We start from the raw sequence: 21,019 nt of genomic DNA, 5'->3' as shown, positions 1-21,019 counted from the left end.
ACGGTGACCGGTACCCGTCTGGCGGTCTGGGGCGACCCGATCGCGCACTCCAAGTCGCCGGACCTGCACGCCGCGGCCTACCGCGTGCTGGGCATGGACTGGGAGTACGGGCGCCGTCAGGTCACCGCCGACGGATTCGCGGGGGCGCTCCGAGGACTCGACGACTCTTGGCGCGGTCTCTCGCTGACCATGCCGTTGAAGGAGGAGGCGTTTCGCGCCGCTGAGACGAGGGACGCCCACGCCGAGCTCACCGGCGCCGTCAACACCCTGCTGCTCGGGGACGCACCCGCGGGTTTCAACACCGACGTAGGAGGGATCGTCGACGCACTGGCCGAGGCCGGGGTGACCGAGGCGGGAACGGTCCGCATCCTCGGGGCCGGCGCCACGGCTGCCTCCGCGCTCGTGGCGGCGTCGGAGCTGGGTGCGACCCGGGTGGTCGTGCATGCCCGACGACCCGAACGAGCGGCGGGGCTGGTGGCGCTCGGAGCGCGCATCGACGTCGTGGTGGAGGCGCAGCCGCTCGATGGGCCGACCGCGTCCGCCGACCTCACGATCGCCACGCTGCCGAGTGGGACCGCACTCCCCGTCGACACCTCGACGGCCTTGGCGGCGAGCGGGGGAGCGCTCTTCGACGCCGCGTACGCGCCGTGGCCCTCGGCTCTCGCGGCGAATTGGGGGGATGGCGCGGTGATCTCCGGACTCGGCATGCTGCTGCACCAGGCCGTGCGTCAGATCCGCATCTTCCATCACGGTGACCCCCGCATCGAGCTACCGGATGAGGGCTCGGTCGTTGCCGCGATGCGCGCCGCGCTCTGAGCCGACTCGCAGGACGAAACGCGGCGCAGCGGGGGTCCGAACCCGTGGGAGACTGGAGCAATGCTCCGCGTGCTCACGGCCGGCGAATCCCACGGCCCAGAACTCATCGCCGTCATGGAGGGTCTGCCCTCCGGCGTCCCTGTCTCCTCCGAGGCCATCCAGGCCGATCTCGCCCGTCGAAAGCTGGGCTACGGCCGCGGCTCGCGCATGAAGTTCGAGCAGGATGAGCTGACCCTCTCGGGCGGCGTCCGCCACGGAAAGAGCCTGGGCAGCCCGATCGCCCTGCGCATCGGCAACACCGAGTGGCCGAAGTGGATCGAGGTCATGAACCCCGAACCCGTCGAGCTCACCGACAAGTCCCGTGGGCGCAGCGCTCCGCTCACGCGGCCGCGCCCGGGGCACGCCGACCTCGTCGGCATGCAGAAGTACGACTTCGACGAGGCGCGTCCGATCCTCGAGCGTGCGAGCGCGCGCGAGACGGCGGCACGCGTCGCTCTCGGCGCCATCGCCCGTTCGTTCCTCGGCGAGCTCGGCATCCGTCTGGTCAGCCACACGCTCTCGATCGGTCCGGTGCAGGTTCCTCCGGGCTCTGCTCTTCCGACGCCGGACGACGTGGACGCCTTGGACGCCGATCCGCTCCGCTGCTTCGACGCCGCGACGTCGGCACTCATGGTCGCCGAGGTCGACGACGCGAAGAAGGACGGCGACACGCTCGGCGGCATCGTCGAGGTGCTGGCGTACGGCCTCCCGCCCGGGCTCGGCTCGCACGTGCACTGGGACCGGCGTCTGGACGCCCGTCTCGCCCAGGCGCTGATGAGCATCCAGGCGATCAAGGGCGTCGAGGTCGGCGACGGGTTCGAGACCACGCGCCGTCGTGGCTCGGCGGCGCACGACGAGCTGTTCGCGACCGCTGACGGCATCACCCGCGGCTCCGACCGCGCCGGCGGCACCGAGGGCGGCATGTCCACGGGCACCGTGCTGCGCGTGCGTGCCGGTATGAAGCCGATCGCCACGGTGCCGCACGCGCTGCGCACCATCGACATCGCGACCGGCGACGACGCGACCGCCCATCACCAGCGCTCCGACGTGTGCGCGGTTCCCGCGGCGGGTGTGGTCGCCGAGGCCATGGTCGCGGTCGAGCTGGCGAACGCCGTGCTGGAGAAGTTCGGCGGCGACAGCATCCGTGAGACGCGGCGCAACCTCGACGGGTACCTCGACGGCATCCCCGCGGAGCTGCGCACGACACCCGCGTCCGAGGCGGCGCTCATCGCGCATGACGAGCGAGGCTGACCCGCTGACGCTGGTGCTGGTCGGCCCGATGGCCGCCGGCAAGACCAGCGTCGGTCGACGCGTCGCGCGTCGACTGGGAGTCGCCTTCGTCGACACCGACAAGCGCATCGTCGCCGCTCACGGGCCGATCCCCGCCATCTTCGCGGAGCACGGCGAGGCGCACTTCCGAGACCTGGAACGGGCAGCGGTGGCGGACGCGCTCTCCGAGGGCGGCGTGATCTCCCTCGGAGGCGGCGCGGTGACGCAGGCCGACACGCGCGATCTGCTCAAGGATCAACCGGTCGTCTTCCTGACGGTGAGCGTCGATGCGGTGGCCGACCGCCTGCGCGGCAGCAATCGTCCGCTGCTGGCGGGCGAGGAGGATCCGGTCGAGCGCTGGAAGAAGATCTTCGAGGAACGCCGGAGGTGGTACGCCGAGGTCGCCTCGACGACCTTCGACACCTCACGTCGTCCGATGCAGAGGATCGCGGACGACATCGTGACATGGAGGAGAGAGCAGCGATGAGCACGACGACCATCAGCGTCACCGGGAACGATGCCTACGACATCACGATCGGGCGGGGGATCCTGGAGCAGGTCTCGGCGGCCCTCGCGCCGGGTGTGCGCAAGATCCTGGTCGTGCACCCGCCGACGCTCGCGGCACGCGCGGCCGAGCTGCGCGACCGTCTGCTCGCCGACACCGCCGAGGGGCCGCGCGAAGTGCTTCTCGCCGAGATCCCGGATGCGGAGCAGGGCAAGCGCATCGAGGTGGCCGCGTTCTGCTGGCAGGTGATGGGGCAGGCCGACTTCACCCGCAGCGACGCCGTCGTCGGCTACGGCGGGGGTGCGGTGACCGATCTCGCCGGTTTCGTCGCGGCGACTTGGCTGCGCGGTGTGCAGCTGGTCCAGGTGCCCACCACCGTGCTCGGACTGGTCGACGCCGCGGTCGGCGGAAAGACGGGCGTCAACACCGCCGAGGGCAAGAACCTCGTCGGCGCGTTCTGGGCCCCCAGCGCCGTGATCGGCGACCTCGACGAGCTCGCCAGTCTCAGCCCGAACGAGGCGACGGCAGGGTTCGCCGAGGTGGTCAAGGCCGGGTTCATCTGGGCACCGGAGATCCTCGACATCATCGAGGCTGATCCCGTCCGCGCGGTGGATACGACCACCGACGAATTCCGTCGTGCGATCGAGCTGGCTATCGGTATGAAGGCGGAGGTGGTCTCCGACGACTTCCGCGAGGCCGGCCTCCGCGAGATCCTGAACTACGGACACACCCTCGGGCACGCGATCGAGCATGCCGAGCGGTACCGCTGGCGGCATGGTGCGGCGATCTCGGTGGGGATGCTGTACGCCGCGGAGCTCTCTCGCCTCGCGGGCCGGCTCTCCGACGCCGCGGCCGAACGCCACCGCACCGTCCTCGACTCTCTGGGGCTTCCCACGTCGTACCGCGCCGGAGCGTGGCCGCAACTGCTCGCCACGATGCAGCGCGACAAGAAGAGCCGCGGCGGGATGCTCCGTTTCATCCTGCTCGACGACATCGCCAAGCCCACCGTGCTGCAGGCCCCGGACGAGTCGCTGATGTTCGCCGCCTACCAGGAGGTGGGTGCGTGACCCGCCGCATCCTCCTGGTCAACGGCCCGAACCTGAACCTGCTGGGCACGCGCGAACCCGAGGTCTACGGCACCGCCACGCTCGCCGACGTGGAGCGGATCACCGCTGCTGCCGCCGCCGAGTTCGACTTCGAGGTGCGCGCGGTGCAGAGCAACCACGAGGGCGTCCTGATCGACGCCATCCACGCCGCGCGCGAGGACTGCGCGGCCATCGTGATCAACCCCGGCGGCCTCACGCACACCTCCGTGGTGCTGCGGGACGCGCTGACGGGTGTGTCGCTGCCGTTCGCCGAGGTGCACATCTCTGATGTGTACGCGCGCGAGGAGTTCCGCCACCACTCCTACCTGCATGATGTCGCCGTGGTCCGCATCGTCGGACGCGGCGTCGACGGATATGCCGACGCCGTGCGCGAACTGGTCACGCACCTCTGATCGAAACGAGTCGCCGTCCACGGCGATGGCCATCAGCTGAGCGCCTAAACGGATGACGTCCACGGGGCGTGCGAGGCGGTGCTGCGGGCCTACGTTCTCGTGGGATGGGCTGATCCACGGCATGGGCCGTGCGGGGGTCCGGCCGCTCATCCCTTAGACTCGACTGTCGGCCTCGTCCGAACCCGCAGACACACGAACGGAACTCGCAGCGCATGGCATCTACCGCAGACATCAAGAACGGCGTCGTCCTCAGCATCGACGGGCAGCTCTGGAGCGTCATCGAGTTCCAGCACGTCAAGCCCGGCAAGGGTGGCGCGTTCGTGCGCACGAAGCTGAAGAATGTCGTCTCCGGCAAGGTCGTCGACCGCACGTACAACGCGGGCGCGAAGATCGAGATCGAGAACGTCGACCGCCGCGACTACACGTACCTGTACACCGACGGCGACGGCTACGTCTTCATGGATCAGACCGACTTCGACCAGATCACGGTCGGCGCCGCCACTGTCGGCGACGCGAAGAACTTCCTTCTCGAGAACCAGGCCGTGACCATCGCCCTGAACAACGGCAACCCGCTGTACATCGACCTTCCGGCATCCGTGATCCTCGAGATCACCTACACCGAGCCGGGCCTGCAGGGCGACCGCTCGTCGGCCGGCACCAAGCCCGCGACGCTCGAGACCGGCTACGAGATCCAGGTGCCGCTGTTCGTCGAGACCGGCACCAAGGTCAAGGTCGACACCCGCACGGGTGACTACCTCGGCCGCGAGAAGTAAGGCGTGAGCGCCCGGACGAAGGCGCGCAAGCGCGCTCTCGACATCCTGTTCTCCGCCGATGTGCGCGGGGATGACATCGCCGTGACGTTGGCGGCCGAGGCGAAGCGTGCGGCCAGCGAGCCTGCACGTGAGGCCTCCTGGCTCTATGCCCGCGAGATCGTCGACGGCATCATCGACCAGCGCGACGAGATCGATGAGCAGATCACGACGCACAGCCGCGACTGGAAGCTCGAGCGGATGCCCGCGGTCGACCGCGCGCTGCTCCGCATCGCGGTGTGGGAGATCCTCTACAACGACGAGGTTCCGACGGCCGTGGCGATCGACGAGGCCGTGGAGCTCGCGAAGGAGTTCTCGACCGACGACTCCGGCGCGTTCGTGCACGGCGTCCTCGCGCGGGTAGCCCGCTCCGCCTGATCGTCCGCCGCGAGGCACTGTCGGTGGTGTCGGAGAGGATGGGGGCATGTCCCTCGCGTCCGATCCGTCCCGCTCGGAGGGCTCGTCATCCGCGGACTGGCGGTCGATTCTCGGTTCTCCGCGCGACGACGCAGAAACTCCACTCGCACTCGGTGTGGAACTGCGGCTGCGCGACGGCCGAGGCGCGAACCCGTGGGCGTCTCGCCCGCAGCGCACGGCGACCGCGCGCGACGTGGCGAAGCGTACCGGCGAGATCCTGCTCGGCATCCGGCCGCTCGAGAAGAGTGCGTCGACCGGCGCCTGGGTGCAGGGCACCGCATCGTGGGACGCGGTCCGCCGCTCGCCCACGCAGTACGGACGCGACCGGTCGCGGTGGTTCGCCGATCTGCTCAGCATCGCGCGCGACACTCTTCTGTCGGGCACGGCCGGCGACTGGCTGGTCGCCGACCTGATCGAGTCCGGCCTGCTCTGGGGGCATCTGCGTGCCGCGGCCGACGTCGGCATCCCGCTGGTCGCCACCCAGAAGAGCACGACCGTCGTGCTCGCGGAGCGTGCATCGATCGGTGCGACCGTCGCACGCGAGGGCGGTGGCCTCGTCGTGCACCCGGCCGTCACGATCGACGGCCGCGAGGTCGAACCGCTCGCCGTGCATCCGATCGGGCACAGTGGTCTGTACGAGGTCGCACAACGCGGCACGAATCTCCGTGTCACGCTGGCCGAGGTGGCGATCAGCCGCCCCGTGCACGCCCTGCTCGGCGCCGGCAAGGGTCTCGAGGTGCCTGCCGGTGACGAGGCGGCATTCTTCCGTGATGCCTACCCGCTGCTGGCGCGTCGCATCGATGTGCGGCCGGTCGGTCGGGTCGAGCTGCCTCCTCTTCCGGCGCCCCGTGCCGTGGTGGAGCTGTCCTTCCAACGGGGCGACACCGTCAAGTATTCGTTCGCGTGGGACTACCGCGGGTTCGGTCTCGTGCCTTTCACGCCGAGTTCCGATGCGGTGCGAGACGCCGTCGCCGAGAATGCCCTCAGGGATGCGCTGCAGGCCGTGTGGACGGAACGACTGGGGGAGGAGCTCGCGCCCACCGGGACTTTCCACGACATCGCGGCCGCCGAGTTCGTCACCCGAGTGGTGCCGGCGCTCGAGGCCGAGGGCGTCACCGTTACCGTCACCGGCCGCAGCAAGAGCTATCACGAGCTCACGGGCGAGCCTGAGATCACGGTGACCACGGTCGAGAGCACTGATCCCGACTGGTTCGATCTCGGCGTCCTGGTGAAGATCGACGGCCGGACCATCCCGTTCGGACCGCTCTTCACCGCACTCAGCAAGGGGAAGAAGAAGCTCCTCCTCTCCGACGGCGGCTATTTCTCCCTGAATCACCGGGCGCTCGACCGCCTCCGCGAACTGATCGAGGAGGCCGGCGAACTCGAGGAGTGGGAAGCCGGCCCGCGGATCAGCCGACATCAGACCGATCTCTGGGAGGAGTTCGAGGATCTCGCCGACGAGGCTCTTCCCGCAGTGACATGGCGGGCGACGGCCGACGGGCTGCGTCGGGCGAGTTCCGTGCCGGCGGTCGCGGTGCCGCAGGGAATCACGGCCGAACTCCGCCCTTATCAGAAAGAGGGCCTGGACTGGCTCGCCTTTCTCTGGGCGCACCGTCTCGGCGGCATCCTCGCCGACGACATGGGCCTCGGCAAGACGCTGCAGCTGCTGGCGCTCATCATGCACGCGCGCGAAGCGGGGGAGCGGCGACCGTTCCTCGTCGTCGTGCCCACGTCTGTCCTCGCGACCTGGCGCAGCGAGGCCGCGCGATTCGCGCCGACGCTGCGCGTGCAGGTCAGGGCGAGCACGCAGGGGCCGCCATTGACGGACTCGCTGCGGGACATCGACCTCGTGATCACGAGCTATGCGGTCGCACGGCTCGACGAAGACGTGTACGCCGGGGTCGAATGGGCCGGGCTCATCCTCGATGAAGCCCAGTTCGTGAAGAACCCCGAGACCAAGCTGCACCGCGCGGCCGCGACGTTCCGCGCGGACGTCACCTTCGCGGTCACCGGAACCCCGATGGAGAACAGTCTCAGCGAGCTGTGGGCCCTGCTCAAGCTGACGGCGCCGGGCCTCTTCGCCTCGGCCCGGAAGTTCCGCGAGGACTACATCCAGCCGATCGAGCAGGGCAAGGTCCCCGAGAACGAGGAGGGCGGCGCCTATCGGCAGCGCCGACTCGAACGGCTGCGCCGCCGCATCCGCCCGCTCTTGCTGCGGCGCACGAAAGAACTCGTCGCGCCGGAGCTGCCGGCGAAACAGGAGCAGATCCTCGAGGTCGAGCTGAGTTCCTCCCACCGGGCGCTCTACGAGGTCGTCCTGCAGCGCGAGCGGCAGAAGGTGCTGGGACTGCTGGAAGACCTCGACCGCAACCGCTTCATCGTGTTCCGCTCTCTGACGCTGATGCGCATGCTCAGCCTGGCCCCCGGACTGGTCGATCCCGAAGACGCGAAGATCGGCTCGCGCAAGCTCGACGTGTTACTCGAGCGTGTGATCGAACTGCAGGCCGAGGGCCATCGGGCTCTGGTGTTCAGCCAGTTCACGTCGTTCCTCGACATGGCCGCGGCGCGCCTTGATGCCGCAGGCATCCCGTATGCGCATCTGGACGGTTCGACGCGGCACCGTCAGAAAGTGGTCGACGGCTTCACGTCGGGGGAGCAGCCGGTGTTCCTCATCAGCCTGAAGGCCGGCGGATTCGGACTCACCCTCACCGAGGCCGACTACGTGTTCCTGCTCGACCCGTGGTGGAACCCGGCCGCCGAGGCGCAGGCTGTGGACCGCACGCACCGCATCGGTCAGGACAGCCAGGTGTTCGTCTACCGCATGATCGCCACGGGCACGATCGAGGAGAAGGTGCTCGAACTCCAGCGTCGGAAGGCCCGCCTGTTCACGGCGGTGCTGGACGACGAGGCACTGTTCGCGCAGTCGCTCTCCGCCGAGGACATCCGCGGGCTCTTCGACGCCTGACCTGTCTCTCGCCGCGAGGTTCGAAGGAGGACGAGCGCGGGCACGTCGTTTGGACAGCTCAAGCCGGACGGGGTGGGTGGGGCGCATCTACGGGAAGTTCGGTGCGCAAGCAGTCGCAACCCGTACACAGCTAGCGTGTTACCGGTTAGCGGGGATCAAATAGAGGAGGCTTGGAGATGCACCGGACAGTAGGAATCATCATCGCGGGAGCGTTGGCTGCAACAATGGTGACGGCTACACCGGCTCTCGCCGAGGAAGGTACGTCCTCATATGGTGAGGAGGATCAGGCAGTCGCAAGCGCTCTCGGCAACCTGGGTGAAGGTTTGCTCCAGCACCCCGTCGGCTCCCAGTCGCCAGCGCAGGACAATGCTAATCCTGTGATGAGCGACGGCTATCTGGACGTGATCATCCCGGCCAATGCCAGAGATGGCGTTTCCATGACCGTAGGGGAGTTCTCGCTCGGGATATCTCTCCCCAATGCAGCAACCTCAGCCCCCGCCAGTACGCTAGAGAACGGCGCCGTCGCGTTTGCCTCTGGCGGTGAGAGCTCCAACGCCGTCGTTCCGACGGAGGGAGGCGTACAGCTCCTCTCGGTCATCGAGAATGAACTGGCGTCCGAGTCTTACGCGTATGGCCTGTCGATTCCCGCAGGGCACAGGCTCGTGGCGACCGACGAAGGCGGGGCGCAGATCATTGACGCGCAAGGTGTGACCAAGGTGGTCTTTGAGCCGGCTTGGGCCCGCGACGCCAATGGCGAGGCAGTACCAACGCATTACATCGTCGAGGGAACGACCTTGACGCAGATCGTCAAGCATCAGGAGCTCAGCGACGTGGCGTACCCCGTCGTTGCCGATCCTCTCCCCCTGGTCGTCATCGTCGTGACGACGATTGCGATGATCGTCGTTGCCGCGGCGGTACTCGGTGTCGCTACGTGGATCGTTGTCAGCTGGTGGAACACGTGCCGGGCGATGGGGAAGTATCCCGAGCTGTCCACGAAGAATGGCTTCACTGCCAGGTGCGTACGATGACGAGCGCTGAAGGGGCGATCGGAATGCGCGGCTCGGCTTCGTCGATGGTTGGCTATTGCCTGGTCGTTCTCCATTCACTCCTCATCTCGGTCGGGATCGTGCTCGTTGGATGGATGCTATGCGCGGCCGTGGCGTTCGGCGGCGGGACGACGATCGCGATTCCATTTATCGCGACGTTTCGCGGCGCTGCCGGACGGGAATATGCTCCGGCCGTGACGATCACCGGATCCGTAGGCGCCACTGCTCTCCTGATAGTCGCATTGGCAGCGCTCATCACCTTGTTGGTCATCGGAGCGGCCCGCCTGCGATACCCCCACGGCTCCAACGCCTGAAGTGTGGCACGGCGGCCTCGCGCGGCGATGTGTCGGTGAGGCCGCCGCGGGTTCTTCGACGCCTGACCGGAATACTCACGGCGAGGTCGACCGGGCCCACAGGGAGCCCTCGGTACAATCGAACGGTTCACTTTCGGGAGGAATGTAATGCGGATCACGGGACTCGGCCACGCCGGGATGTTCATCGAGACCTTGGGCGGGAACATCATCTGCGACCCGGTCCTCGGGCCTTCTTTCTACGGATCCTGGTTCCCGTTCCCCGACAACCGAGGGCTCGACTGGGAGCGTTTCGGGCGTGAGGCCGACTTCCTCTGGATCTCGCACCGCCACCGCGACCACTTCGACCCGAAGCTGCTCGAGCGCTATATCCGCAAGGACATCGAGGTGCTTCTTCCGGAGTACCCGACGGATGACCTCGAGAAGGACATCCGCGCGCTCGGCTACACGAACATCACCTACGCACCCGCGGGTCGGGTCATCGAGCGCGGTGAGCTCAAGATGATGATCACACCGCTGCGCGCGCCCAGCGACGGTCCGATCGGCGACTCCTCCCTGAGCGTCGACGACGGTACCGGCTCGGTGCTCAACCAGAACGACTCGCACCCGCTCGACCTCGAGAAGCTGCTCGATTTCGGCAAGCCCGACGCGTACTTCACGCAGGTCTCCGGAGCTATCTGGTGGCCCATGGTCTACGACCTGCCGCTGGATGCCAAGCAGAACTTCGCTCGGCTCAAGCGCGAGGCGCAGAACAAGCGCGCCATGTACTACATCGAGAAGGTCGATGCCCCGCACGTCTTCCCGATGGCCGGCCCGCCCATGTTCCTCCGCGACGACCTGTTCGACTTCAACGGGCTCGGCAAGAACGGCGAGTCGATCTTCACGGATCAGAAGCAGTTCCTCGCGCACATGAAGGAGCTCGCGCCGCAGTACGACGGCCAGCTCTTCATCCCCGGCACCGTGGTCACGGTCGACGGGGGCGCGGTCACCAGCGAGCAGACCCTCTACACCGAGGCCGAGATCGCGCACATCTTCGATGAGAAGTGGGACTACCTCGAGGAGCAGCGCGCGAGCCGACAGCAGGAGATCCACGATGAGGAGGCCTCTCGCGCCGAGATCATCCCGCCCGCGGAGATGCTCGAAGCCCTCAAGACGTGGTGGGAGCCGCTGCTGAAGAAGTCCCGCACGATCCGGCTCGGCGTCGGTGGCTGCGTGCGCTTCCGCATCGGCGAACTCGACATGGTCGTGGACTTCCCGCGCGCGAAGGTCCGCGAGTACGCGGGCGAAGAGTGCGTGTACTGGTACACCATCCCCGCCGATCTGGTGTCGACCAACATCGTCGACCACGAGATCGACTGGTCGAACTCGATCTTCCTCTCGATGCAGTTCTCCGTGGGCCGCAGCGGCAAGTTCAACGAGTTCCTGACCACGTTCCTCAAGTGCCTGTCGGTCGATCGCATCGAGTACGTCGAGAACTGGTACCAGGAGCAGACCGACCAGACCGAAGACACCGAGATCGGCGACTGGGTCGTTCAGCGTCGCTGCCCGCACCTGCGCGCAGACCTCACCCGCACCGGCACGGTCGACGAAGACGGCATCCTCACGTGCAGCATGCACGACTGGAAGTGGGATCTGAAGACCGGGCGCTGCCTTTCCACCGCCGGTCACGCGATCCGTTCGTCGAAGATCGACGACGTCACCGATCCGGTGCTGCGAGAGGCCAGCTGACCCTCGGGAGCCTCATCGCTCCGATACACTGGCATGACAAGCAACCTTTAACACCGTCCTGTGAGGCGGAGAAGGGAGCGGCCGATGAGCATGCGCACCGTGCTGCACGAAGCCGACATCTCACGAGCGCTGACCCGTATCGCGCACGAGATCCTCGAGTCCAATCGAGGCGCCGAGAGCCTCGTCCTGCTGGGCATTCCGACCCGGGGCGTCACTCTCGCCCACCGACTCGGCCTGCTGATCAGCGAGATCGCACAGCAGTCCGTCCCGGTCGGATCGCTCGATGTCACGCTGTTCCGCGATGACCTCGCCAAGCACCCGACCCGTTCTCCGCAGCCGACCGAGATCCCGGTGGGCGGCATCGACGGCAAGACCGTCGTCCTCGTCGACGACGTGCTCTTCTCCGGTCGCAGCATCCGCGCTGCTCTCGACGCGATCCAGTCCATCGGACGCCCCGCCGTCGTGCGCCTCGCGATCCTCGTCGACCGCGGGCACCGCGAGCTTCCGATCCGTCCGGACTTCATCGGCAAGAACATCCCCTCCGCCCGCACCGAGCGGGTCAACGTGCGCCTCCTCGAGAACGACGGGGCCGAAGAGGTGACGATCGGCGAATGAGACACCTCCTCGACACCCGCACCCTCGACAGGACCACTGCCCTGCGCATCCTCGACATCGCCGAAGACATGTCCGACACACAGTCGCGCGAGGTCAAGAAGCTCCCGACCCTGCGGGGCAAGACGGTCGTCAACCTCTTCTTCGAGGACTCGACGCGCACGCGCATTTCGTTCGAAGCCGCCGCCAAGCGACTCTCCGCCGATGTCATCAACTTCGCCGCGAAGGGCTCCAGCGTCTCGAAGGGCGAGAGCCTGAAGGACACCGCGCAGACGCTCGAGGCGATCGGTGCCGATGCGGTCGTGGTCCGTCACCCGGGCTCCGGTGCGCCACAGACCCTCGCGACCAGCGGGTGGATATCGGCGGGGGTCGTGAACGCCGGCGACGGCACCCATGAGCATCCGACCCAGGCTCTGCTCGACGCCTTCACCATCCGCAAGCGTCGGTTCGGCGCCGACAGCCGCGGCCAGGACCTGAGCGGAATGCACGTCGTGATCGTGGGCGACGTCCTGCACTCACGGGTCGCCCGCTCGAATGTCTGGCTGCTCACCACGCTCGGCGCCGAGGTCACCCTGGTGGCTCCGCCTACGCTGGTTCCGCAGAACGTCTCGCTCTGGCCGGTCCGGGTCGTGTACGACCTCGATCACGCGCTGGCGGACGAGCCGGACGCGGTGATGATGCTGCGCATCCAGCTCGAACGGATGAACGCCGCGTATTTCCCGACTGAGCGGGAGTATTCCCGCCGCTGGGGCCTGGACGCGCGGCGAGTGGCGGCTCTTCCGGGCGGTAGCATTGTGATGCACCCCGGACCCATGAACCGGGGACTGGAGATCTCTTCGGAAGCAGCCGATTCCCCCCGTTCGACGGTGCTGGAACAGGTCACGAACGGGGTGTCCGTCCGCATGGCGGTGCTGTACCTGCTTCTGGCAGGAGAACGAGACGACGAACGAGGGGGAGACCTGTGAACGAGACCCTCGTCATCACCGGCGCACAGCTTCTCGGTGCCGAGAGCGCCGACATCATCATCGAGGACGGCCGGATCGCCGAGATCGGCAGCGGGTTGAGCCGCTCAGGCGCGCGCGTCGTCGACGCGGCGGGACTCGTCGCGCTGCCCGGACTCGTCGACCTGCACACGCATCTGCGCGAACCGGGCTACGAAGCGTCCGAGACGATCCTCACCGGCACGAGGGCTGCGGCCGCCGGCGGCTTCACGGCCGTCTTCGCCATGCCCAACACCTCGCCGGTCGCCGACACCGCCGGTGTGGTCGAACAGGAGCTCGCCCTCGGTGAAGCAGCCGGCTACGCCACCGTGCAGCCCATCGGCGCGGTCACCGTCGGCCAGAAGGGCGAGCGTCTCGCCGAGCTGGGCGCCATGGCGACCTCCCGCGCGCAGGTCCGCGTCTTCAGCGACGACGGCTTCTGCGTGTTCGACCCGCTGATCATGCGCCGTGCGCTGGAGTATGTGAAGTCCTTCGGGGGAGTCATCGCCCAGCACGCGCAGGATCCCCGCCTCACCGAGGGCGCCCAGATGAACGAGGGCACGGTCTCGGCGGAGCTGGGCCTCGCAGGCTGGCCCGCCGTCGCCGAAGAGTCGATCATCGCCCGCGACGTGCTGCTCGCGGAGCATGTCGGCTCGCGCCTGCACGTCTGCCACCTCTCCACCGCGGGGTCGGTGGACATCATCCGCTGGGCCAAGAAGCGCGGTATCGATGTCACGGCCGAGGTCACCCCGCACCACCTGCTGCTGACCGACGAGCTGGTGCGCGGATACGACGCGCGGTACAAGGTCAACCCGCCGCTGCGCCGGGAAGAGGATGTGCTCGCCGTGCGCGAGGGCCTCGCCGACGGCACGATCGACATCGTGGCCACCGACCACGCCCCGCACCCGAGCGAACACAAGGCGTGCGAGTGGCAGGCTGCCGCGAACGGCATGGTGGGCCTCGAGAGCGCGCTGCGCGTCGTGCACCAGTCGATGGTGCAGACCGGGCTGCTGGAGTGGTCCGATGTCGCACGGGTGATGAGCGCGACGCCGGCGCGTATCGGCAGCCTCGCCGGTCACGGCACTCCGCTCGAGGTCGGTCAGCCCGCCCAGATCACGCTCTACGACCCCTCCGTCGACGGCGTCTTCACCGAAGCGGATCTGCACGGCCGCAGTGTGAACTCGCCGTACCTCGGCAGGGCTCTTCCCGGACGGGTCGAGTACACGATCCACGGGGGCGTCCTCACCGTCGACGGCGGCAGCGTCGTCGAGGAGCTCGGCGCATGAGCGCTCGGGACCTCGCTGTCGCGATCACGATCGCGGTCGCGCTCCTGGTGCTGCTCACCATGCTCTTCGCCTGGCGACGACGAATCCGCCGCGATTCCGTGTTCACGGCCCCGCTGGGGGTTCCGGAGCATGCGGAGGTCTCCCGCCGCGACGAGGTCCTGTACGTGTCGACGACACGGCACGAGCAGCCGCTCGAACGTCTGGCGGTGTCGCCCCTCGCGTACCGGGCCCGCGGCGAACTCGCCCTCACGGATCGCGGCATCGCCCTCTGCCTCGACGGCGCGCCGACGGTGTTCCTCGCGAGCGCCCGGCTCGTCGCCGTCGACCGCGCCACGGTCACGATCGACCGGGTCGTCGAGCCCGGCGGCCTCGTGCGCATCGCCTGGAACATCGACGACGACACGATCGTCGACAGCTACCTGCGGCTCGCCACCGGCGACCCGCGGACTCTCATCTCCGACCTGCAGCGGCTCGTCCCCGCCGCCCCCGACACAGGAGCAACGTCATGACACTCTCGACACCCCCCGGACAGGCCCCCGCGGCCCAGCTCCCCGATCCCGCCGTCCTCGTCCTGGAAGACGGCACCCGCCACACCGGACGCGCCTACGGCGCCCGCGGACGCACCCTGGGCGAAGTCGTCTTCGCGACCGGCATGTCCGGTTACCAGGAGACGATCACAGACCCCTCCTACGCGGGCCAGATCGTCCTGCAGACGGCACCGCACATCGGCAACACCGGCATGAACGACGAGGATGCGGAATCCCGTCGCATCTGGGTCTCCGGATACATCGTGCGCGACCCCTCGCGTGTGGTCTCCAACTGGCGTGCGAACGCCTCGCTCGACGACGTGCTCGTCGAGGACGGCATCGTGGGCATCAGCGGCATCGACACCCGGGCGATCACCCGCCACATCCGCTCGGCCGGCTCCATGCGCGGCGGGATCTTCTCCGGCCCGGATGCCGCCCTCGATCCGGAGGAGCAGGTGCGCATCGTCCGAGAAGCGCCCGAGATGGCGGGACGCAACCTCTCCGCCGAGGTCTCGGTCGACGTCGCGACCATCACCACGGCGATGGGCAACCGGATCGGCAACCTCGCCGTCCTCGACCTCGGCGTGAAGCAGGCGACGATCGACAACCTCGCCGCCCGCGGCTTCGAGGTGCACGTGCTTCCGCAGGATGTCACGATCGACGAGATCCGGGCGATCGACCCCGTGGCGGTCTTCTACTCGAACGGCCCCGGTGACCCCGCGGCCTCCGGCGACCACGTCGAGCTGCTCCGCTCGGTGCTCGATGACGGCCTCCCGTTCTTCGGCATCTGCTTCGGCAACCAGCTGCTCGGCCGCGCGCTCGGTCTCGGCACCTACAAGCTGCCCTTCGGCCACCGCGGTATCAACCAGCCGGTGCTCGACAAGCAGACCGGCAAGGTCGAGATCACGGCCCACAACCACGGCTTCGCGGTCGAGGCGCCCCTGGAGGGCTCCTTCGACAGCCCGAACGGCTACGGCAAGGTCGAGGTCAGTCACGTTGGCCTCAACGACAACGTCGTCGAGGGCCTCCGCGCCCTCGACATCCCGGCCTTCTCGGTGCAGTACCACCCCGAGGCGGCGGCCGGCCCGCACGACGCCAACTACCTCTTCGACAGGTTCCGCGACCTGGTCATCGCCAGCCAGAAGGACTCCAAGTAATGCCCAAGCGCGACGACATCAACTCCGTCCTCGTCATCGGCTCCGGCCCGATCGTCATCGGTCAGGCCTGCGAGTTCGACTACTCCGGCACCCAGGCGTGCCGCGTGCTCCGTGAAGAGGGTGTCCGGGTCATCCTGGTCAACTCCAACCCGGCCACGATCATGACCGACCCCGACTTCGCCGACGCGACCTACATCGAGCCGATCACCTGGCAGGTCATCGAGACGATCATCGCCAAGGAGCGCCCCGACGCGATCCTCCCGACCCTCGGCGGCCAGACCGCGCTGAACGCGGCGATCGAACTGCACAACCACGGCATCCTCGAGAAGTACGACGTCGAGCTCATCGGCGCGAACTTCGAGGCGATCAACAAGGGCGAGGACCGCCAGATCTTCAAGCAGCTGGTCCTCGATGCCGGTGCCGACGTGGCGGATTCCCGCATCGCCCACACGATGGACGAGGTTCTCGCGGCCGCTGACGAGCTCGGCTACCCGCTCGTGGTCCGCCCGAGCTTCACGATGGGCGGCCTGGGGTCCGGCTTCGCGTACGACGAGAGCGACCTGCGTCGCATCGCCGGTGCGGGCCTGCGCGACTCGCCCACCACCGAGGTGCTCCTGGAGGAGTCCATCCTCGGCTGGAAGGAGTATGAACTCGAGCTCATGCGCGACACGGCCGACAACACGGTCGTGGTCTGCTCCATCGAGAATGTCGACCCGGTCGGCGTGCACACGGGTGACTCGATCACGGTCGCGCCCGCGCTGACCCTCACCGACCGCGAGTACCAGAAGATGCGCGACATCGGCATCGACATCATCCGTGCCGTCGGCGTCGACACCGGTGGCTGCAACATCCAGTTCGCGGTGGACCCGTCGAACGGCCGCATCATCGTCATCGAGATGAACCCGCGCGTCTCGCGCTCCAGCGCCCTGGCCTCGAAGGCGACGGGATTCCCGATCGCCAAGCTCGCGGCCAAGCTCGCGCTCGGCTACCGCCTCGACGAGATTCCGAACGACATCACCGGCGTGACACCGGCGAGCTTCGAGCCCACGCTCGACTACGTCGTGGTCAAGGTGCCGCGCTTCGCGTTCGAGAAGTTCCCGGCGGCCGACGCGACGCTGACCACGACCATGAAGTCGGTGGGCGAGGCGATGGCGATCGGCCGCAACTACGCGACCGCGCTGCAGAAGGCGCTCCGCTCGCTGGAGAAGCGCGGATCCAGCTTCCACTGGGGCCCGGAGGAGCGCTCGGTGGAGGAACTCCTCGAGATCTCGAGGATCCCGACCGACGGCCGGATCGTGACGCTGCAGCAGGCGCTGCGCAAGGGGGCGACCGTCGAGCAGGCCTTCGACGCGACGGCGATCGACCCGTGGTTCCTCGACCAGATCGTGCTGATCAACGAGGTCGCCGAGATCGTCCGCACGGCTCCCGAGCTCGACGCCGCGACCCTCCGGTACGCCAAGGAGCACGGCTTCTCCGACGCGCAGCTCGCCGAGATCCGCGGCACGAACGAGGCAGAGGTGCGCGGCGTCCGCCACGGCCTCGGCATCCGCCCGGTGTACAAGACGGTCGACACCTGCGCCGGCGAGTTCCCGGCTCTCACGCCGTACCACTACTCGAGCTACGACTACGAGACCGAGGTGGCACCGTCCGAGCGGACCAAGGTCGTCATCATCGGCTCGGGCCCGAACCGCATCGGTCAGGGCGTCGAATTCGACTACTCGTGCGTGCACGCCTCGTTCGCGCTGTCGGACGCCGGCTTCGAGACCGTGATGGTCAACTGCAACCCGGAGACCGTGTCGACCGACTACGACACCTCCGACCGCCTGTACTTCGAGCCGCTGACGCTCGAAGACGTGCTGGAGGTGCTCGACGCGGAAGCCGCGAGCGGAACCATCCTCGGCGTCGTGTGCCAGCTCGGCGGCCAGACGCCGCTCGGGCTCGCGAAGGGCATCGAGGCAGCCGGGTACACGGTGCTCGGCACCAGCCCCGAGGCGATCGACCTGGCCGAGGAGCGCGAGCTCTTCTCCCGTCTGCTCGACGAGGCAGGGCTCGTGGCGCCGCGAAACGGCACCGCGATCGACGTCGAGGGCGCCGTACGCATCGCCGAGGAGATCGGCTACCCGGTGCTGGTGCGCCCGAGCTTCGTGCTCGGCGGACGCGGCATGGAGATCGTCTACGACACCGCGTCGCTGCGTGACTACTTCGTGCGCACCGCGGGCGAGGTCGTCATCGAGGAGGGCAAGCCGCTCCTGGTCGACCGCTTCCTCGACGACGCGATCGAACTCGACGTGGACGCGCTCTACGACGGCACCGATCTGTACATCGGCGGCGTCATGGAGCACCTCGAAGAGGCCGGCATCCACTCCGGCGACTCGAGCTGCACCTTGCCTCCGGTCTCGCTCGGCCGCACCGATGTGGACCGCGTGCGCGAGGCCACTCTGGCCATCGCGAAGGGCGTCGGCGTGCGCGGACTGCTGAACGTGCAGTTCGCCATCAGCGCCGGTGTGCTCTACGTCATCGAGGCGAACCCCCGCGCCAGCCGGACCGTGCCCTTCGTCTCCAAGGCGCTCGGCATCCCGATGGCCAAGGCCGCGAGCCGTGTGATGACCGGTTCCACGATCGCCGAGCTGCGCGCCGAGGGCATGCTGCCGGAGCAGGACGGATCCCGCGTTCCGCTCGACGCCCCGGTGTCGGTCAAGGAGGCCGTGCTCCCGTTCAAGCGGTTCCGTACGGCCGACGGCAAGACGGTCGACTCCATCCTCGGCCCGGAGATGCGCTCCACCGGTGAGGTCATGGGCATCGACCGCGACTTCCCGACGGCGTTCGCGAAGAGCCAGGCCGCGGCCTACGGCGGCATGCCCACCTCGGGCACCGTGTTCATCTCGGTCGCCGACTCGGACAAGCGCGCCGTGATCCTGCCCGCGCACCGACTGCAGCAGCTGGGCTTCACGATCGTCGCGACCGAGGGCACCGCCGAGATCCTCTCCCGCAACGGCATCGCCGTGACCGTCGTCGAGAAGTTCAGTGCGACGCAGGAGTCCGGGGCGAAGAACATCGTCGACCTCATCAACGAGGGGGCGATCGACATCGTCGTGAACACCCCGTCAGGTGGGGCGGCCCGTGCCGACGGGTATGAGATCCGCGCGGCAGCGGTCGCCGCTGACAAGGCCCTGTTCACGACCATGGCCGTGCTCGGCGCCGCGGTGAGCGGCATGGACGCGGCCCACGAGGGCTTCCAGGTCAAGAGCCTCCAGGAGTACGCGCTGGAGCGGAAGGCGGCACTGTGAGCGCACGCTTCGGCGAGCGGGTCCGCGCGGCGCTGCACGCACGCGGACCGCTCTGTGTCGGCATCGACCCCCACGCCGCGTTGCTCGCGGCGTGGGGGCTGAGCGACGATGCGCAGGGCGTCCGCGAGTTCGGCCTGCGCACGGTCGAGGCCGCTTCCGGGCGGGTGGGCATCGTCAAGCCCCAGGTCTCGTTCTTCGAGCGCTTCGGCTCCCAGGGCATCGCCGCACTCGAAGATGTTCTCGCAGCGGCACGCGCGGCCGGTCTCGTCGTGATCGCCGACGCCAAGCGGGGAGACATCGGTTCGACGATGGACGACTACGCGCGTGCGTGGCTGACTCCGGGTTCACCACTGGAGGCCGACGCGCTCACGGTGAACCCGTTCCTCGGAGTCGGTGCTCTCGACGGGGCATTCGCGCTGGCCGCCGACCATGGCAAGGGGCTGTTCGTGCTCGCCGCGACCAGCAACCCCGAGGCCGAGCTCCTGCAGCGCTCCACCGGCTCGACGGGTGCGACGGTGTCCGCTGTGGTCATCAGCGAGGTCTCCGCTCGCAACGCCGTGGAGTCAGCGGCAGGGGAGTGGGGGAGTTTCGGTTTCGTGATCGGCGCGACCGTCGACTGGACCCTGGCCGGCATCGAGCCCTTCGCACCGGCAGCTCCCATCCTCGCTCCCGGCTTCGGCGCCCAGGGGGCCACGCCGGCCGACCTCCGTCGCCGCTTCGGCCCGATGTCGGAAGCGGTGATCGCGAGCGAGAGCCGCAGCATCCTCTCGGCGGGTCCCGCGGATCTGGCCGAGGCGATCACCGCACGCGCCGCCGAGTACCTCGAGGTGGCCGGTGTCTGACGCGCAGCGCACGGTTCCCGAAGTCGACAGGGCTGCTGCCGCACGCCGCGCCGTGGAGCGTCGGCGCGCCAGGGCTTCGGTGAAGCGCGATCTCACGATGCGGGTGGTGACCCCGCAGACAGTTCTGCATCGCGCCACCGCGGATGCCGACTCCGTCGAGGGGTCGATGCGCATCACCGACTTCCTCCTCGCTCTCCCCGCGATCGGTGCCGGCAAGCGCGACCGGGTACTGGAGGAGCTGCAGATCTCTCCGGTCAAGCGCCTCGGTGGGCTCGGAGCTCGTCAGCGCCGGGTACTCGAGGAATGGCTCGACACGCGCTTCCCCGCGCCGAGCGCGCGAGGAGCGCGGAGTCGACTGCTCGTGCTCGCCGGCCCCACCGCGGTCGGCAAGGGCACGGTCGCCGCGCACATCCGCGAGCACAACCCGGAGATCCACCTCTCGGTGTCAGCGACCACACGGCCCCCGCGCCCCGGCGAGATCCACGGCGTGCACTACTACTTCGTCGACGACGCGGAGTTCGATCGGCTGATCGCCGACGGGGAACTCCTCGAGTACGCGGTGGTCCACAACAAGTCGCGCTACGGCACGCCGCGGGGGCCCATCGACGAGGCTCTGGCCGCAGGCAAGACCGTTCTGCTCGAGATCGACCTGCAGGGCGCTCGTCAGGTGCGCGCCGCGGAACCCGCCGCGACGCTCATCTTCCTGCTGCCTCCGAGCTGGGACGAACTGGTGCACCGGCTGGTCGGCCGTGGCACCGAAGATGCCGAGGAGCGCGCCCGTCGACTGCGCACCGCGAAGGGCGAACTCGCCGCTCAAAACGAGTTCGATCACCTCATCGTGAACGAGGACGTCGCCACGGCGGCCCGCGAGGTCGTAGAATTGTCTTCAAGCTCTGCGCGCTGAGCGTCTTCGCGCGCCATTTCG

General features: G+C 68.3%; 19 protein-coding genes. All 19 read left to right on the top strand.

Annotated features, from left to right (window positions below; all coding sequences use genetic code 11):
* The first annotated feature begins 3 nt into the window (after positions 1-3).
* Positions 4-816 carry a shikimate dehydrogenase family protein gene (locus OC372_RS03735; protein ID WP_262000959.1) on the top strand — a complete coding sequence of 271 codons (813 nt, stop codon included), beginning with the start codon at positions 4-6 and terminating at the stop codon, positions 814-816.
* Positions 817-876: 60 nt separating this feature from the next.
* Positions 877-2,106 carry a chorismate synthase gene (gene aroC, locus OC372_RS03730; RefSeq protein ID WP_105709960.1) on the top strand — a complete coding sequence of 410 codons (1,230 nt, stop codon included), beginning with the start codon at positions 877-879 and terminating at the stop codon, positions 2,104-2,106.
* The gene (locus OC372_RS03725) at positions 2,090-2,611 is read left to right on the top strand and encodes a shikimate kinase (protein WP_262000958.1); all 522 of its coding nucleotides are present in this window, start codon (positions 2,090-2,092) and stop codon (positions 2,609-2,611) included. Before aroC ends, OC372_RS03725 begins: the two co-directional genes overlap by 17 nt.
* The gene (gene aroB, locus OC372_RS03720; protein ID WP_029263342.1) at positions 2,608-3,696 is read left to right on the top strand and encodes a 3-dehydroquinate synthase; all 1,089 of its coding nucleotides are present in this window, start codon (positions 2,608-2,610) and stop codon (positions 3,694-3,696) included. Before OC372_RS03725 ends, aroB begins: the two co-directional genes overlap by 4 nt.
* The gene (gene aroQ, locus OC372_RS03715) at positions 3,693-4,127 is read left to right on the top strand and encodes a type II 3-dehydroquinate dehydratase (RefSeq protein WP_262000957.1); all 435 of its coding nucleotides are present in this window, start codon (positions 3,693-3,695) and stop codon (positions 4,125-4,127) included. Before aroB ends, aroQ begins: the two co-directional genes overlap by 4 nt.
* A gap of 212 nt (positions 4,128-4,339) precedes the next feature.
* Positions 4,340-4,900 carry an elongation factor P gene (gene efp, locus OC372_RS03710; protein WP_029263344.1) on the top strand — a complete coding sequence of 187 codons (561 nt, stop codon included), beginning with the start codon at positions 4,340-4,342 and terminating at the stop codon, positions 4,898-4,900.
* A 3-nt stretch (positions 4,901-4,903) separates the two neighbouring features.
* Positions 4,904-5,314, top strand: a complete 411-nt coding sequence (gene nusB / locus OC372_RS03705; protein ID WP_029263345.1) for a transcription antitermination factor NusB — start codon at positions 4,904-4,906, stop codon at positions 5,312-5,314.
* 46 nt (positions 5,315-5,360) lie between these two features.
* Positions 5,361-8,318, top strand: a complete 2,958-nt coding sequence (locus tag OC372_RS03700) for a DEAD/DEAH box helicase (protein ID WP_262000956.1) — start codon at positions 5,361-5,363, stop codon at positions 8,316-8,318.
* 380 nt (positions 8,319-8,698) lie between these two features.
* Positions 8,699-9,346, top strand: a complete 648-nt coding sequence (locus tag OC372_RS03695) for a hypothetical protein (RefSeq protein WP_262000955.1) — start codon at positions 8,699-8,701, stop codon at positions 9,344-9,346.
* Complete coding sequence (locus OC372_RS03690) at positions 9,343-9,678, top strand: hypothetical protein (RefSeq protein WP_029263348.1); 336 nt, start codon at positions 9,343-9,345, stop codon at positions 9,676-9,678. Before OC372_RS03695 ends, OC372_RS03690 begins: the two co-directional genes overlap by 4 nt.
* 147 nt (positions 9,679-9,825) lie before the next feature.
* Positions 9,826-11,403, top strand: coding sequence for a Rieske 2Fe-2S domain-containing protein (locus tag OC372_RS03685; RefSeq protein WP_262000954.1), 1,578 nt, complete (start codon positions 9,826-9,828; stop codon positions 11,401-11,403).
* A gap of 84 nt (positions 11,404-11,487) precedes the next feature.
* The gene (gene pyrR, locus OC372_RS03680) at positions 11,488-12,018 is read left to right on the top strand and encodes a bifunctional pyr operon transcriptional regulator/uracil phosphoribosyltransferase PyrR (protein WP_105709953.1); all 531 of its coding nucleotides are present in this window, start codon (positions 11,488-11,490) and stop codon (positions 12,016-12,018) included.
* Positions 12,015-12,980: an aspartate carbamoyltransferase catalytic subunit gene (locus OC372_RS03675; RefSeq protein WP_262000953.1), complete on the top strand. Its 966-nt coding sequence runs from the start codon at positions 12,015-12,017 to the stop codon at positions 12,978-12,980. The genes pyrR and OC372_RS03675 overlap by 4 nt, the downstream gene beginning before the upstream one ends.
* A complete protein-coding gene (locus OC372_RS03670) occupies positions 12,977-14,281 on the top strand; it encodes a dihydroorotase (RefSeq protein ID WP_262000952.1) in 1,305 nt (434 codons plus the stop codon). Before OC372_RS03675 ends, OC372_RS03670 begins: the two co-directional genes overlap by 4 nt.
* On the top strand, positions 14,278-14,790 hold the full coding sequence (locus tag OC372_RS03665) for a hypothetical protein (RefSeq protein ID WP_262000951.1): 513 nt from the start codon (positions 14,278-14,280) through the stop codon (positions 14,788-14,790). Before OC372_RS03670 ends, OC372_RS03665 begins: the two co-directional genes overlap by 4 nt.
* Positions 14,787-15,965, top strand: coding sequence for a glutamine-hydrolyzing carbamoyl-phosphate synthase small subunit (gene carA, locus OC372_RS03660; protein WP_105709951.1), 1,179 nt, complete (start codon positions 14,787-14,789; stop codon positions 15,963-15,965). The genes OC372_RS03665 and carA overlap by 4 nt, the downstream gene beginning before the upstream one ends.
* On the top strand, positions 15,965-19,252 hold the full coding sequence (gene carB, locus OC372_RS03655; RefSeq protein ID WP_262000950.1) for a carbamoyl-phosphate synthase large subunit: 3,288 nt from the start codon (positions 15,965-15,967) through the stop codon (positions 19,250-19,252). Before carA ends, carB begins: the two co-directional genes overlap by 1 nt.
* The gene (pyrF, locus tag OC372_RS03650) at positions 19,249-20,094 is read left to right on the top strand and encodes an orotidine-5'-phosphate decarboxylase (RefSeq protein ID WP_262000949.1); all 846 of its coding nucleotides are present in this window, start codon (positions 19,249-19,251) and stop codon (positions 20,092-20,094) included. Before carB ends, pyrF begins: the two co-directional genes overlap by 4 nt.
* Positions 20,087-20,998: a guanylate kinase gene (gene gmk / locus OC372_RS03645; protein ID WP_029263357.1), complete on the top strand. Its 912-nt coding sequence runs from the start codon at positions 20,087-20,089 to the stop codon at positions 20,996-20,998. Before pyrF ends, gmk begins: the two co-directional genes overlap by 8 nt.
* Positions 20,999-21,019 lie beyond the last annotated feature (21 nt).

Origin of the sequence: Microbacterium sp. Mcb102, from assembly GCF_024519805.1 — a bacterium.
Classification (GTDB): Bacteria; Actinomycetota; Actinomycetes; order Actinomycetales; family Microbacteriaceae; genus Microbacterium.
The sequence above is the reverse complement of the archived record's forward strand: the minus strand, read 5'-3'. Positions and strand labels throughout refer to the sequence as shown.

Bases quoted from the DNA above. Each gene is read 5' to 3' on its own strand.
- OC372_RS03665 (WP_262000951.1), top strand. From the start codon at position 14,278: ATGAGCGCTCGGGACCTCGCTGTCGCGATCACGATCGCGGTCGCGCTC.
- carB (WP_262000950.1), top strand. From the start codon at position 15,965: ATGCCCAAGCGCGACGACATCAACTCCGTCCTCGTCATCGGCTCCGGC.
- aroC (WP_105709960.1), top strand. From the start codon at position 877: ATGCTCCGCGTGCTCACGGCCGGCGAATCCCACGGCCCAGAACTCATC.
- OC372_RS03695 (WP_262000955.1), top strand. From the start codon at position 8,699: ATGAGCGACGGCTATCTGGACGTGATCATCCCGGCCAATGCCAGAGAT.
- aroB (WP_029263342.1), top strand. From the start codon at position 2,608: ATGAGCACGACGACCATCAGCGTCACCGGGAACGATGCCTACGACATC.
- pyrR (WP_105709953.1), top strand. From the start codon at position 11,488: ATGAGCATGCGCACCGTGCTGCACGAAGCCGACATCTCACGAGCGCTG.
- carA (WP_105709951.1), top strand. From the start codon at position 14,787: ATGACACTCTCGACACCCCCCGGACAGGCCCCCGCGGCCCAGCTCCCC.
- OC372_RS03725 (WP_262000958.1), top strand. From the start codon at position 2,090: ATGACGAGCGAGGCTGACCCGCTGACGCTGGTGCTGGTCGGCCCGATG.
- OC372_RS03685 (WP_262000954.1), top strand. From the start codon at position 9,826: ATGCGGATCACGGGACTCGGCCACGCCGGGATGTTCATCGAGACCTTG.
- OC372_RS03675 (WP_262000953.1), top strand. From the start codon at position 12,015: ATGAGACACCTCCTCGACACCCGCACCCTCGACAGGACCACTGCCCTG.
- efp (WP_029263344.1), top strand. From the start codon at position 4,340: ATGGCATCTACCGCAGACATCAAGAACGGCGTCGTCCTCAGCATCGAC.
- OC372_RS03700 (WP_262000956.1), top strand. From the start codon at position 5,361: ATGTCCCTCGCGTCCGATCCGTCCCGCTCGGAGGGCTCGTCATCCGCG.
- OC372_RS03690 (WP_029263348.1), top strand. From the start codon at position 9,343: ATGACGAGCGCTGAAGGGGCGATCGGAATGCGCGGCTCGGCTTCGTCG.